Source organism: Streptomyces mangrovi, from assembly GCF_900114215.1.
Lineage (GTDB): Bacteria > Actinomycetota > Actinomycetes > Streptomycetales > Streptomycetaceae > Streptomyces > Streptomyces barkulensis.
In genome coordinates, this window is sequence record NZ_FOSG01000025.1 from 38,985 (window position 1) to 52,136 (window position 13,152).

Sequence of the window (13,152 nt, forward strand, 5' to 3'; positions counted from 1 at the left end):
GGCCGGGCGGGTCAGGGTATCCGCCGCCGGGCCCGCGCGGCGGGCGCCGAGCGGCGGAACCAGAACGCCGCCAGCACCCCGCCGATCAGCCCGAACAGATGCCCCTGCCAGGAGACGCCCTGGGCGGTGGGCAGCACGCCCCACAGGATCGAGCCGTAGAGCAGCACGACCGTGATGCCCACGGTGATGTCGAGTGCGTCCCGGTCGACGAAGCCGCGCACCAGCAGATAGCCGAAGAGGCCGAAGACCACACCCGAGGCGCCCGCCGTCAGGGAGTTCTCCGGCGCGGTGAGCCAGACGCCCAGGCCGCTGACGACGATGATCGTCAGGCAGACGGCCAGGAACCGGCCTATCCCGCGCACGGCCGCCAGGAAGCCCAGCACCAGCAGCGGCAGGCTGTTGGCCGCCACGTGGTCCCAGCCGAAGTGCAGGAACGCCGCCGGCACCACGTCGGCCAGCTCGTCCGTCTCGCGCGGCGAGATGCCGTAGGGGTCGAGGGAGTTGCCGGTGGCCACGTCGACGGCCTCCAGCAGCCACAGCAGGGCCACCCAGGACGCCATCAGCACGCCCGCCGACATCGCCCTGGAGGCGCGTGGGGAGCGGGAAGCCCCGGCCACCGGTCCGTACACCATCCGGTCCCTCTCTCCCGTTCGATACCGCTGATCAGTCCCGGCGCCGCCGCCGGTGCCGCTGCCGGCGTCCGGCATCGCCGCCGGTCACGCCGCCGTCCCGGTCTGCCCGTTTCCCTGCCCGTTTCGCCGCCGCGTACGTCCTGAGAACGTCACGGAACGTGCCGGGAGTTCCGGCCGGGGCGTCTCAGGGCCGGGACGAGCCCAGCTCCTCGTAGAGCACCGCGGCCATCACGTCCTGCGGGTCCAGCCACCTGGCGCCCCTGGGCGCCTTCACCGAGACCGCCGAACCGGGCGCGAAGGAGAGGGTGAGCGGTATCTCCTCCGTCTCCCCGGCGTCCGTCTGTCCGGTGAACTGCGCCAGGTCCACCGTCATTCCCGACAGTACGCCGCCGCGCAGTGCCAGCTCCGCGGTGATCCGCCGGTCCGGTGCCCGCTCCAGCCAGGTGAACCCGATCCCGTCGAAGCGGTCCTCCAACGGGGCCAGCGCCCGTGCGAGGCCGTCGGCGGTCTCGCGGGCCGGGAGGGTCACCCTGACGCGTTCGGCGCCGTCCGCCCGCCCGGACTCCCGCAGGACGGCGTGGTCGTCCAGGGCCCGGCGCACCGCGCCGATCACACGGTGCTGGGCCCGGGCGCTCTGCAGGATGTCCACGCTGTTGGCCAGCCGCTGGGCGCGCTCGCCGTACTTGCCGCCCACCGCCCGCGCGAAGTGGTCGAACTCCTCGGGGTCCATCTGCACCCACCGGCCTTCGAGCATGTCCCGGGCGGCGGCCATGGAGGGCGGCAGGGAGTCGGCCGAGCGGGCCAGCTCGGCCGCCCGCACCACCGTCTCGCGGCTCCGGCCCGTCTCGTGCGCCAGCCGCGTCCAGTTGGCGCGCACGTAGAAGTCGGCGCCGACCGACTTGTAGGCGGCCACGTCCCGGTTGCCGAAGTTCACGGCCGCGGCCGTGTCGATCCGGTCCTTCCCGCCGAGGTCCTTCAGCGGCCTGTCCGCGCCGAACACGAACGCCGTCTCCATCCGGGACAGCAGCAGCGCGTCGGTGCGGGAGACCGCCGGGCCCATGCCCCGCTCGTGGTTGTGCCGCAGGAAGGCGTGTATCTCGTCGGCCGGGGCGTCGACGCGCGCGGCGACCGACACCGTCTCCCACTCGCCGAGCCTGTCGACGGCCTGGCGGACCCTGGCCTCGGCGTCGGTCCTCCCGGGGGCCTGGCAGGCGGTGGAGGCGGCGATCAGGAGGGCGCAGCCGACCGCCGCCAGGCGCGTGCGGCCGGTGCGCCCGCCGGCCGGGGCGTGCCCGGAGCGCTCGGTGTGCGTGACGGGTGTGCGGGATGTGCGGGGTGTACGGGATGCGCGGCGGGCGCGGGGCATACGGGGCATGCGTCGATCCAACTACCTCGGGGACGGAGACGGCCAGGGGCCAGGGTGCCCCGGCCGGCGCGGGAGGGCGGCGCGGCGGCCTTGGGACGTGTTCCGAGAGTCCCGCCCGCGGGGCGCCGCCCCGCGGGCGGCCGACGCTGCTCTCGGAACACGCCTTAGGCTCGGTGCCGTGAGTGACAGTGTGCGACGGCCGTGGATCGTCGGAGTGTCCGGGGCGTCCGGGACGCCGTACGCCGCGTCGGTGATCCGCGCGCTGCTCGCGGCGGGCGAGGACGTGGACCTGGTGGTCAGCCGGGCCTCCCGGCTGACCCTGCTGGACGAGACCGGCCACCCCTTCCGCGACGCCCACTGGCGCGAGGACCTGCGCCGCTGGCTGGCCCGGGGGGCGGACGGCACCCCGGACGCGTACGACGTGGCGGTCCCCGAGCCCGGGGGTCCGGAGGCGGCCGCGGAGAGGGCCGCGGAGAGGGCGGCGGGGAAGGCGGCGGGCGGCACCGTGCGGTACTGGCCCGCCGGCGACCTGGCCGCGGGACCGTCGTCGGGCTCGTACCCGGCCAGGGGGATGATCGTCGTACCGGCCTCCACCGCGTCCGTGGCGGGCATCGCCCTGGGACTGTCCAAGGACCTGCTCCAGCGCACGGCGAGCGTCACGCTCAAGGAGCGCCGCCCGCTGGTCGTCGCCGTGCGCGAGACGCCGCTGGGCGGCCAGACGCTCAGGCACATGGTCACCCTGGACGATGCGGGAGCCGTGGTGCTGCCGGCCTCGCCCGCCTTCTACGCGGGGGCGGCCCACATCCAGGAACTGGTCGACTTCGTCGCCGGCCGCGCGCTGGACGCACTGGGCGTTCCGCACGATCTCTACCGCCGATGGGAAGGCGAGCTGGGGGGCGCACAGAGGCAGTCTTAGGGCAGTGGGCACGGATGCCTTAGATTCGATTACGGAAAGCTCTTGCGGTATCCGACAGCCGGACAGCCCGGACGACGGCCGAACGACGGAAGGCACCAGGACGCATGGACGCGGTGGACAGACAGCTCATCCAGGCGCTGCGCGAGAACGGCAGGGCCTCGTACGCGGAGCTGGGCCGGCTCGTCGGCCTCTCCGGCCCCAGCGTGACCGACCGCATCAACCGGCTGGAGGCGGCCGGCGTCATCACCGGCTACCGCGCGACCGTGGACGCCCCCTCCCTGGGCCTGGGCGTCACCGCCCTGATCGGCATCCAGCTCTCGGACTCCGTCGACCACGAGGACGTGGTGGAGCGGCTGCGGGACCAGGCGGAGATCGAGGACTGCTGGTTCATCGCCGGGGACGACTCCTTCATGCTCAAGGTGCGCGCCACCGACGTGGACGGCCTGGAGCGGACGATCCGCAGGCTCTCGGGCACCAAGGGCGTCTCGCGGACCCGCACCACCATCGTGCTCTCCACCAAGTGGGAGAACCGGGTGGGCGTACTGCCCACCGAGGAGGAGTGACCGCGGCCGCCGCGCGTCCGGGCGGACCCGGCCGTCCCCGCCGGCACCCCCGGGGGCCGGGGCCCCGCCCGGGCGCGCGGCGGGGACGGCGTAGGCTCAATGGGTCGCCCGCAACGGACGGCCCCGCAGGACCCGCAACCCCGTACACACCGAACAAGGAGGCGGCGACGCATGGACGCTGGGCTCAAGCGCGAGCTGGAGGAGAAGGTCCGCGCCGGTGAGCGGCTGAGCCGTGAGGACGGCATCGCCCTGTACGAGTCCGACGACCTGGCCTGGCTGGGCGGCCTCGCCCACGAGGTGCGCGTCCGCAAGAACGGCGACGTCGTCCACTTCAACGTCAACCGCCACCTGAACATGACCAACGTGTGCACGGCCTCGTGCGCCTACTGCTCCTTCCAGCGCAAGCCGGGGGAGAAGGACGCGTACACCATGCGCATCGAGGAGGCCGTGCGGCTGGCCAGGGCGATGGAGGGCGACAACCTCACCGAGCTGCACATCGTCAACGGCCTCCACCCCACCCTCCCCTGGCGCTATTACCCGCGCTCGCTGCGGGAGCTGAAGAAGGCCCTGCCGGACGTCTCCCTGAAGGCGTTCACCGCCACCGAGATCCACCACTTCGAGACGATCTCGGGCCTGACGGCCTCCGAGATCCTCGACGAGCTGATCGACGCCGGCCTGGAGTCGCTCACCGGCGGCGGCGCGGAGATCTTCGACTGGGAGGTGCGGCAGCACATCGTCGACCACCGCACCCACTGGGAGGACTGGTCGCGCATCCACCGCCTGGCGCACTCCAAGGGCCTCAAGACGCCCTGCACCATGCTGTACGGGCACATCGAGGAGCCCCGCCACCGGGTCGACCACGTGCTGCGGCTGCGCGAGCTGCAGGACGAGACCGGCGGTTTCCAGGTCTTCATCCCGCTGCGCTACCAGCACGACTTCGTGGACATGAAGGACGGCAAGGTCCGCAACCGGCTCCAGGCCCGCACCACCATGGCCACCGGGGCGGAGGCGCTCAAGACGTTCGCGGTCTCGCGGCTGCTGTTCGACAACGTGCCGCATGTGAAGGTGTTCTGGGTGATGCACGGCGTGCAGACCGCCCAGCTCGCCCTCCAGCACGGCGCGGACGACATGGACGGCTCGGTGGTCGAGTACAAGATCACCCATGACGCGGACAACTACGGCACCCCCGACAAGCTCACCCGCGAGGACCTGCTGGAGCTGATCCGCGACGCCGGCTTCCGCCCCATCGAGCGCAACACCCGCTACGAGATCGTCCGCGAGTACGACGGCCCGGACCCGGCGCGGCGCGAGTCGCCGCAGCCGATGAGGCTGTGACCCGGCGGCGGGCGTGAGGCGGAACACATCGGTGAGGCGGAACACATCGGTGAGGACGGCTCGATGACGCTGCGGTACGTACTCGACCCTCCCGTCGACCGGAGGCTGGCCGACGGGGTCTGCGACCTGTGGGCGCGGGTGACCAACGCGGGCGGCGCCGTCGGTTTCGTACCGCCGGTGACCGCCGAGGAGGTGCGGCCCGAGCTGACCCGGCACCTCGCGGCGATGGCCGAGGGGCGGGCCCGGCTGCTGGCGGCGTACGACGAGGAGGACCGGGTCGCTGGCACCGCCTTCCTGACGCCGAACACACACCGGCTGATGCGACACTGGGTGTGGCTGTACACCGTGATGCTGAGCCCCGACCGCCAGGGCCGGGGCGAGGGACGGGCCCTGATGGCCGCCGTGGAGGAGGCCGCCCGGGGCATGGACGGCGTCCGCGGCATCCGGCTCACCTGCCGCGGCGGGCTCGGGCTGGAGCACTTCTACGGCTCGTGCGGCTACAAGGAGGTCGGACGCGTGCCCGACGCCATCCGCGTCGCGGACGACGACCTCCGGGACGACATCACCATGTGGCTCCGGCTCAGCTGACCCGGCCACGCCGAAAGGATCCACCACCGTGACCAGCACTTCGGAGACCGGCAACACGAACAGGGCACCGCACACCGCGTCCGACGCCGCGTCCGGCGCCGCGTCCGGCACGGTGCCGGGCCGCACGCCGCGCGCGACGCTCCGCTACACGGCCATGCGACTGGGCGTCTTCCTCGCCTGCTTCGTGGTCGTCGCGGTGCTCGCCTACGTCGGCGTACTGCCCGAGGCCATCGGCAGGGCCAACCCGCTGTGGCTGCTGATGCTCGCCATGGTCGTCTCCGCGCCGCTCAGCCTGGTGCTGCTGCGCCGACAGCGCGACGAGATGTCCGCGCAGATCGCCGAGCGCGTGGACCGGGCCAAGCGGAAGCTGGCCGCCAACCAGAGCCAGGAGGACTGAGCCGGCGGGACCGGACCGGCCTCCCGCCCGTCACGCCGCCCTCCGTACCGCGTAACCCTCGTCACACTCCCTCACGACGCCCCGCCGGGAATGCCTTTCCCCGCCGGGGCGTTGTGCGTCGGCGGAAACCGTTCCGCCCAGGCGGCGCCCGGGAGGCCCCGGGGCCCGGTGTTAGCGTGAGGACCATGACGACCGCAGCCCGCACCACCCCCCAGGCCAGGAGCACGATGCTCGTGGCCCGGCTGCACGTCGACCTCTGCCGCTGCCTGTCCGCGGCCTGTCGCATCGGCTGAGTCCCGCGCGGCCCGAGGCGGCCGGATCCCTCCGGCGCCCTCTTCCTTCTTCCCGAGTTCTCCGGGACCGTCGAGTCCTCGACGCACGCATGGAACGCGCGGAAAGCACAGAACGCGCAGAACCCCGAGAACCCTGTCCCCGCCACATGTCCCACCGGAGTGTGTCCGTGTCCTCCAACACGTCATCCAGCGCGCCCGACGAGTCCTCCTCGCCCGAAGAGTCCTCCTCGACCGCCGAGGCCGCCGCAGCCGGCGAGGCCGCCGCGCCGAAGCGCCGCACAGGCCTTGCCGGAGTCCCCTTCTGGGCCCAGATCCTCCTCGGCCTGGTCCTGGGAGCCCTGCTGGGCTGGATCGCCCGCAGCGGCGACGTCGCCTGGCTCAGCACCGCCCTCGACAAGATCGGCGGCACCTTCGTCCAGCTGCTGAAGCTGGCCGTCGGCCCGCTGGTCTTCTTCGCCATCACCGTCTCGATCACCAATCTGCGGAACGTCTCGGGCGCCGCCCGGCTGGCCGGCCGCACCCTGCTGTGGTTCATGGCCACCTCGCTGATCGCCGTCGGGATCGGCCTGACCATCGGTCTGCTCACCAACCCGGGCGCGGGCACCGGACTGTCCCCGAAGGACGGCGCCCGGCCCGAACAGGCGGGTTCCTGGCTGGACTTCCTCACCGGGATCATCCCCACCGACGTGATCACGCCGTTCACCGAGCTGAACGTCCTGCAGATCGTCTTCATGGCCGCCGTCGCCGGCGTCGCCGCCCTGCGGATCGGGGAGCGGGCCGCACCGCTGCTCTCCTTCTCCGAGTCGGCCCTCACCCTGCTGCAGAAGGCCCTGTGGTGGGTCATCCGCCTGGCCCCGCTGGGCACCCTCGGCCTGATCGGCCGCGCCATCGACCAGTACGGCTGGGACCTGATCGGCCAGTACGCCACCTTCACCGCCGACGTCTACATCGGCTCCCTGCTGGTGATGTTCGGCGTCTACCCGCTGCTGCTGGCGCTGGCGGCCCGGGTCAGCCCGCTGCAGTTCTTCCGCGGGGCCTGGCCCGCCATCCAGCTGGGCTTCGTCTCCCGTTCCTCGGTCGGCACGATGCCGGTGACCCAGAAGGCCATCGAACGGCTCGGGGTGCCCAGGGAGTACGCCTCCTTCGCCGCGCCGTTCGGGGCCACCACCAAGATGGACGGCTGCGCCGCGGTCTACCCGGCGCTCGCCGCGATCTTCGTCGCGGAGATCTTCGGCATCTCCCTCGGCATCGGCGACTACGTGCTGATCGCCTTCGTCTCGGTCATCGGCTCGGCCGCCACCGCCGGCCTCACCGGCGCCACCGTGATGACCACGCTGACCCTGTCCACCCTCGGCCTGCCGCTGGAGGGCGTGGGTCTGCTGCTGGCGATCGACCCGGTCCTGGACATGATCCGGACGGCCACCAACGTCGCCGGCCAGGCGGCTGTCCCGGTCGTGGTCGCGGCCCGGGAGAGGATCCTCGACCTGGACGCCTTCCGCCGCGCCCGGAGCTTCGACATTGATGCCCTCGACGACACCGAGGGCGAGGGCATCGGCACCGTCCCCGCCGGGGGCGCGGGAGGCCGCCAAAGCGGCGAGCCGGCCCCCGCCACCGCCTGACCGGCCCCGCACGGCGGCCGCGGGCCCGGGCCGGCTCCCGGGGTCGCGGGAGCTGGCCCGGGCCCGGGAAAGGCAGGAGCCCCCGCCGTGGCGGGGGCTCCTTGGGTACTGCTTATCCGGTCGTCTGCCGGCGCCGTACCGCCCTCATGGGCGGGCGTACGCCGTCACGGCCAGGGCGTCTGGCCGAGCCGGGCAACTCAGGCCGCGGTGACGTTCTCCGCCTGCGGACCCTTCGGGCCCTGCGTCACGTCGAAGGTGACCGCCTGGTTCTCCTCCAGGGAACGGAAACCGTTGGCGTTGATCGCGGAGTAGTGAACGAACACATCGGGACCGCCGCCGTCCTGGGCGATGAAGCCAAAGCCCTTTTCGGCGTTGAACCACTTGACGGTTCCGGTAGCCATAAGCCCTCCTTGGGCCTATAAGGGTTGCCCTGCTCCAGAAGCCAATGAAGAACTCTGAAAACGACGAGAGCCCGCGGTCACATGCTCCGCAGGCTCTGTACTGCAAGGGAAACCAAACTGCAACTTGCTGTGAGCGTAGCACGGTGCCCACCGGAGGGGAAGGGTGATCATGCTCCGGCGCGCCCGTCCGGGTGAGCACCCCCGAGGAGGGGGACCGGACCTGCGGGGATAGCCTCGCAAGGTGGACACCAATGACGCTGACCAGCCCGTCGCCGAGCCCCAGCGGAGGCGGCCCCGCGTCGGGCACATCCAGTTCCTCAACTGCCTGCCCCTCTACTGGGGACTCGCCCGCACCGGCACCCTGCTGGACCTGGAGCTCACCAAGGACACCCCCGAGAAACTGAGTGAACAGCTGGTGAACGGGGATCTCGATATCGGCCCGATCACCCTCGTGGAATTCCTCCGCAACGCCGGCCGGCTGGTCGCGCTGCCGGATATCGCGGTGGGCTGCGACGGCCCGGTGATGTCCTGCGTGATCGTCTCCAAGGTGCCGCTGGCCGCCCTCGACGGTGAGCGCGTCGCCCTCGGTTCCACGTCCCGCACCTCGGTGCGGCTGGCTCAGCTGCTGCTCGCCGAGCGCCACGGCATCGCCCCCGACTACTACACCTGCCCGCCCGACCTCGGCCTGATGATGCAGGAGGCCCAGGCCGCCGTGCTGATCGGCGACGCCGCGCTGCGCGCCTCCCTGCACGACGCGCCTCGGCTCGGCCTCCAGGTCCACGATCTCGGGCTGATGTGGAAGGAGTGGACGGGCCTGCCGTTCGTCTTCGCCGTCTTCGCCGCCCGCCGCGACTACCTGGAGCGCGAACCGGAGACCGTGCGGGAGGTCCACCGGGCCTTCCTCGACTCCCGTGACCTGTCCCTGGAGGAGGTCGCCAAGGTGGCCGAGCAGGCGGCCCGCTGGGAGGCCTTCGACGCCGAGCTGCTGGAGCGCTACTTCACCACCCTGGACTTCCGGCTCGGCCCCGGACAGCTCACCGGCATCGCCGAGTTCGCCCGCCGGACCGGGCCCACCACCGGATTCCCGGCGGATGTGCGGGTGGAACTCCTGAGCCGAGGCCGTACCCCCTGAGCCGAGGCTGTACCCCGTAGCCGCATCATCCCGGCCCCGGCCCCGGCCCCGGCCCCGCCCGGCCGGAGCGAACTGACCTGCCGAAAGGCCGCCGGGGCGCTGGCGTACGCTGGATCGGACGCCGTGCCGCCGCGCACCGGCCGGCCCGGCCGCCAGGCCCGACCGACCCGACCGCCAAGCCCGAGAGGACCGCCCGGTGACCGATAACGCCGACCTCCAGTCCGTACTCGACCGCGCCGCCGGGGGCGGGCGGATCAGCGCGGAGGAGGCGTTGGAGCTCTACCGGCACGCCCCGCTGCACGCGCTGGGGCAGGCCGCCGACGCGGCGCGCCGCCGCCGGTACGCGGGCACCGAGCACATCGCCACGTACATCATCGAGCGGAACATCAACTACACCAACGTCTGTGTGACCGCCTGCCGGTTCTGCGCCTTCTACGCCGCCCCCAAGGACACGGACAAGGGCTGGACCCGGGACCTGGACGACATCCTGCGCCGCTGCGAGGAGACCGTGGCGCTGGGCGGCACCCAGATCATGTTCCAGGGCGGCCACCACCCCGACTTCGGCGTGGAGTACTACGAGGAGCACTTCTCGGCGATCAAGAAGCGCTTCCCCGAGCTGGTGATCCACTCCCTGGGCGCCTCCGAGGTCGAGCACATGGCCCGCATCTCGGGCGTGACGGTGGAGGACGCGATCCGCCGCATCCACGAGGCCGGCCTGGACTCCTTCGCCGGAGCCGGCGCCGAACTGCTCCCCGAGCGCCCGCGCAGGGCGATCGCGCCGCTGAAGGAGTCCGGCGAGCGCTGGCTGGAGATCATGGAGACCGCCCACCGGATGGGCGTGGAGTCCACCTCCACCATGCTGATGGGCACCGGCGAGACCAACGCCGAGCGCATCGAGCACCTTCGGATGATCCGCGACGTGCAGGACCGCACCGGCGGCTTCCGCGCCTTCATCCCGTACACCTACCAGCCGGAGAACAACCACCTCAAGGGCCGCACCCAGGCCACGATCTTCGAGTACCTGCGCATCCTGGCCGTCGCCCGGCTCTTCCTGGACAACGTCGCCCACATCCAGGGCTCCTGGCTGACGACGGGCAAGGAGATCGGCCAGCTCTCCCTGCACTACGGCGCGGACGACCTGGGCTCGGTGATGCTGGAGGAGAACGTCGTCTCCTCGGCCGGAGCGAAGCACCGCTCCAACCGCATGGAGCTGATCGACCTCATCCGCAAGGCCGGACGCGTCCCGGCGCAGCGCTCGACGACGTACGAGCACCTGGTCGTCCACGAGGACCCGGCCAAGGACCCGGCGGACGACCGCGTCGTCTCCCATCTGTCCTCGACCGCGATCGAGGGCGGCACCGCGCACCCCGAGCTGAAGCTCATCGACGCCGGCTGACCACCCTCACCCCGCGATCCCGTGCTGACGATCCACGCCCCGCTCGCCGTCCGCCTCACCGGGGACGGCGAGCGGCTGGACGGGCACGCGGTGGCGGTCTCCGGCGACCGGATCGCGGCGATCGGCCCCGCGGACTCCCTCACCGAGGCGTACCCGGCCGCCCGCGTCCGCCACTGGCCCGGCGAACTGGCCCCCGGCCGCTGCGCGGTGGACGCGGCGGCGTGGCTGGAGGCCGCCTACCACCCGGACCCGCGTGAAGTGGGCCTGCCCGGCATCCCCGACACCGAACCGCTCACGGGCTCCGCCCTGGCGGCCCTCCCCATGGAAGAGGTGCGCTGGGGCCACAGCGCCCGTCGCGGCCTGCAGCGCCTCCTGCGCGAGGGCTTCACCTCCGTCGTCGGCCCCTTCGCCCGCCCTTCGGTGCGCACCGCCGTCCAGCGCTCGGGCCTGACCGTCCTGCCCGCCCCCCGACCCGTCACCCTCTCCGCGGGCGCCCGCGCGGACTTCGCCGTCCACGCCGCCGACGGCCACTGCCTCGCCACCGTCCTCGCCGGCCGTCTCCTCCACCGCCGCACCTGACTCCCCGGGTTTCCGAGGTGCCGCCGAGTGAGGTTTTCTCAGCGAAATGATCTCCGCGAAGTGGGCTGATCGGTGCAGGTCCGGGTGGATCGGGCCGGGCGGCCCCGGCTCTGGACAGACGTAAAGCCCCTGGTAGGACAGGTCTCACCACAAGATCATGTCCGTAACCACCAGAGGCTTCACGTTGGTCACCTATGTTGCCACGCTCGACGTCCCACGCCATGTCGTGGAGTACCTGTCCCGCCTGCTGGCCGCACACCGACGACGCATCGGCACGCCGAAGGGCTCGCGGGCGCTGGGCCCGTTCCGCCAGGCCGTACTGGTTCTGCGCTGGTTCCGCGAGCGCGGCTGCGTGCACTGCCTGGCCCGTGACGCCGGAATCTCCCAGGCCACCGGCTACCGCTACCTGCACGAAGGCATCGACGTCCTCTCCGCCCAGGCCCCGGACCTGCACGAGGTCCTCTCCCGCTGCCGAGGTGAAGGCATGACACACGTGATCCTCGACGGCACACTGATCGAGTCCGACCGCCTCGCCGGCCTCCGGGACAACGGTAACGACCTGTGGTTCAGCCAGAAGCACAAGGCGTTCGGCGGCAACATCCAGTTCCTGTCCGCTCCGGACAGCACCCCCCTGTGGGTCTCCGACGTCGAGCCCGGCAGCGTCCCCGACATCACCGCCGCCCGCCTGCACGCCTTGCCCGCCCTTTACAAGGCCGCCGAGGGCCTTCCGACCCTGGCGGACAAGGGCTACATCGGCGCGGGCATCGGCATCCGCATCCCGGTCCGCCGCCCAAAGGGCCAGTCCGAACAGGCACTTCACGCCGATACCCGCATGCTCAACATGCTGCTGCGGCATGTCCGGGCCCTGGGCGAGCGCACTGCCGCCGAACTCAAGCAGCGATGGCGGGCCCTGCAGCACGTCACGCTCAGCCCCAACCGGATCGGCGACATCGCCAGAGCAGCTCTCGTTCTCAACGGGATCTGGAAGTGATCACCGATGAGAAAACCTCACTTACCGTAGTAAAGTTCTATGGACCTTCTGCGCTCTGCAAACCATGGATCGTCGCTGGGGATGTCATGAGCCTTTGCGTAGGCGGAGAGAGGGGATGCAGCGCGAGACTTCCCGATAGCCTTGAACTTGTCTTTCTCTATTTTCGCCTTTTACTCCCTAGGCCCATCCGACTCCGGGATGCCCCCGTGACCACCGCATCCCAATTCCCTCGCGACATTGCGGGCCACATGCTGAAGTATGTCCATGTGCAATTGGATTGATTTCAAACCACCCTCGCCCCCAACGAGTCGAGGGCCGTAGGAAAGTTTTCCGTGCACTACAGGGCGTTCTCTGCTGTTTCTTCTTGTGCTACTTGAGTGGCACTCAAAATATATTTCAGCGGAGGTGTAAGTCGAAGTCGCCCGTAGAGCGAACGGGAAATCCTTCTCGCCGACGACTGCCGTTTTTCTGTCAGGAGGGATGTTGTCTCGACTGATTATTTCGAAATGAATGCGTGGAACAGGTGCTCCTTTCCCCTCTACGGGGTGGACTCGGCAGAACTCTCTTCTCTTCCCTGTTCTTTCTTCCTTCAGGTCGGACAAGAGGAGGTCCGTGAACTTACCGCCGTCGCCGACGGAGTCTTTTCTGAACTTCTCTGCCGCTGTAATTTCCTTCACGGCTGAGGCGGCTTTCTCTGCCAGCCCGCCGCACACATCCTGTGCGGAAACTGAATTTCCCCGGTCTCCGCTAGAGCAAGATGACGCCATCAGAATGATGCCCACCAAGGAGAAGGTGATGCGCAATCGAAAAATTTTCTTCCTCACCAGATAATCTCTCTAAGGGTTTCATCTTCGAGGTGACGGGTGTTCAACTTTCGGGATCTGGCCGAGTGCTTTCGACTGGGGTTGCTTCGCCCATTTCTAAGTGCTTCGCTGGCGGCTCGT

General features: G+C 70.7%; 14 protein-coding genes. 10 read left to right on the forward strand and 4 right to left on the reverse strand.

Annotation, left to right across the window (positions count from 1 at the left end):
• Nucleotides 1–11 precede the first annotated feature (11 nt).
• Both BM237_RS25365 and BM237_RS25370 read right to left on the reverse strand, forming a co-directional pair.
• Nucleotides 12–632, reverse strand: a complete 621-nt coding sequence (locus BM237_RS25365) for a rhomboid family intramembrane serine protease (protein ID WP_093852063.1) — start codon at nt 630–632, stop codon at nt 12–14.
• Between the two features lie 184 nt (nt 633–816).
• A complete protein-coding gene (locus BM237_RS25370; protein ID WP_139238177.1) occupies nt 817–2,007 on the reverse strand; it encodes a hypothetical protein in 1,191 nt (396 codons plus the stop codon).
• A gap of 169 nt (nt 2,008–2,176) precedes the next feature.
• On the opposite strand from BM237_RS25370, the gene BM237_RS25375 reads away from it, so the two are divergent.
• From BM237_RS25375 to BM237_RS25400, 6 genes are all read left to right on the forward strand, one after another.
• Nucleotides 2,177–2,914 (forward strand): UbiX family flavin prenyltransferase, encoded by a 738-nt coding sequence (locus BM237_RS25375; RefSeq protein WP_093852065.1) that lies wholly within the window; start codon nt 2,177–2,179, stop codon nt 2,912–2,914.
• A gap of 104 nt (nt 2,915–3,018) precedes the next feature.
• On the forward strand, nt 3,019–3,477 hold the full coding sequence (locus tag BM237_RS25380) for an Lrp/AsnC family transcriptional regulator (protein WP_093852066.1): 459 nt from the start codon (nt 3,019–3,021) through the stop codon (nt 3,475–3,477).
• A 171-nt stretch (nt 3,478–3,648) separates the two neighbouring features.
• Complete coding sequence (gene mqnE, locus BM237_RS25385; protein ID WP_093852067.1) at nt 3,649–4,812, forward strand: aminofutalosine synthase MqnE; 1,164 nt, start codon at nt 3,649–3,651, stop codon at nt 4,810–4,812.
• A 63-nt stretch (nt 4,813–4,875) separates the two neighbouring features.
• Nucleotides 4,876–5,400: a GNAT family N-acetyltransferase gene (locus BM237_RS25390; protein ID WP_093852068.1), complete on the forward strand. Its 525-nt coding sequence runs from the start codon at nt 4,876–4,878 to the stop codon at nt 5,398–5,400.
• A 28-nt stretch (nt 5,401–5,428) separates the two neighbouring features.
• Complete coding sequence (locus BM237_RS25395) at nt 5,429–5,797, forward strand: DUF4229 domain-containing protein (protein ID WP_342746257.1); 369 nt, start codon at nt 5,429–5,431, stop codon at nt 5,795–5,797.
• A gap of 460 nt (nt 5,798–6,257) precedes the next feature.
• On the forward strand, nt 6,258–7,709 hold the full coding sequence (locus BM237_RS25400) for a dicarboxylate/amino acid:cation symporter (RefSeq protein WP_425443739.1): 1,452 nt from the start codon (nt 6,258–6,260) through the stop codon (nt 7,707–7,709).
• 197 nt (nt 7,710–7,906) lie between these two features.
• Here the strand turns inward: BM237_RS25400 and BM237_RS25405 are convergent, their stop codons facing one another.
• Nucleotides 7,907–8,110 carry a cold-shock protein gene (locus BM237_RS25405; RefSeq protein ID WP_093660436.1) on the reverse strand — a complete coding sequence of 68 codons (204 nt, stop codon included), beginning with the start codon at nt 8,108–8,110 and terminating at the stop codon, nt 7,907–7,909.
• A 241-nt stretch (nt 8,111–8,351) separates the two neighbouring features.
• On the opposite strand from BM237_RS25405, the gene BM237_RS25410 reads away from it, so the two are divergent.
• The 4 genes from BM237_RS25410 (at nt 8,352) to BM237_RS25425 (ending at nt 12,208) form a co-directional block, all read left to right on the forward strand.
• Nucleotides 8,352–9,242 carry a menaquinone biosynthetic enzyme MqnA/MqnD family protein gene (locus BM237_RS25410; RefSeq protein WP_093852070.1) on the forward strand — a complete coding sequence of 297 codons (891 nt, stop codon included), beginning with the start codon at nt 8,352–8,354 and terminating at the stop codon, nt 9,240–9,242.
• Between the two features lie 196 nt (nt 9,243–9,438).
• Nucleotides 9,439–10,638, forward strand: a complete 1,200-nt coding sequence (mqnC, locus tag BM237_RS25415; RefSeq protein WP_093852071.1) for a cyclic dehypoxanthinyl futalosine synthase — start codon at nt 9,439–9,441, stop codon at nt 10,636–10,638.
• Between the two features lie 21 nt (nt 10,639–10,659).
• On the forward strand, nt 10,660–11,217 hold the full coding sequence (locus tag BM237_RS25420; RefSeq protein ID WP_093852072.1) for an imidazolonepropionase-like domain-containing protein: 558 nt from the start codon (nt 10,660–10,662) through the stop codon (nt 11,215–11,217).
• Between the two features lie 184 nt (nt 11,218–11,401).
• The gene (locus tag BM237_RS25425) at nt 11,402–12,208 is read left to right on the forward strand and encodes a transposase family protein (protein WP_093852097.1); all 807 of its coding nucleotides are present in this window, start codon (nt 11,402–11,404) and stop codon (nt 12,206–12,208) included.
• Between the two features lie 170 nt (nt 12,209–12,378).
• On the opposite strand, the gene BM237_RS29035 is transcribed toward BM237_RS25425, so the two are convergent.
• The gene (locus BM237_RS29035; RefSeq protein WP_139238178.1) at nt 12,379–12,990 is read right to left on the reverse strand and encodes a hypothetical protein; all 612 of its coding nucleotides are present in this window, start codon (nt 12,988–12,990) and stop codon (nt 12,379–12,381) included.
• Nucleotides 12,991–13,152 lie beyond the last annotated feature (162 nt).

Excerpts from the sequence above, each read along its gene's own strand:
- BM237_RS25365 (WP_093852063.1), bottom strand. The coding sequence starts at position 632 with ATGGTGTACGGACCGGTGGCCGGGGCTTCCCGCTCCCCACGCGCCTCC.
- BM237_RS25370 (WP_139238177.1), bottom strand. The coding sequence starts at position 2,007 with ATGCCCCGTATGCCCCGCGCCCGCCGCGCATCCCGTACACCCCGCACA.
- BM237_RS25380 (WP_093852066.1), top strand. The coding sequence starts at position 3,019 with ATGGACGCGGTGGACAGACAGCTCATCCAGGCGCTGCGCGAGAACGGC.
- mqnE (WP_093852067.1), top strand. The coding sequence starts at position 3,649 with ATGGACGCTGGGCTCAAGCGCGAGCTGGAGGAGAAGGTCCGCGCCGGT.
- BM237_RS25390 (WP_093852068.1), top strand. The coding sequence starts at position 4,876 with ATGACGCTGCGGTACGTACTCGACCCTCCCGTCGACCGGAGGCTGGCC.
- BM237_RS25405 (WP_093660436.1), bottom strand. The coding sequence starts at position 8,110 with ATGGCTACCGGAACCGTCAAGTGGTTCAACGCCGAAAAGGGCTTTGGC.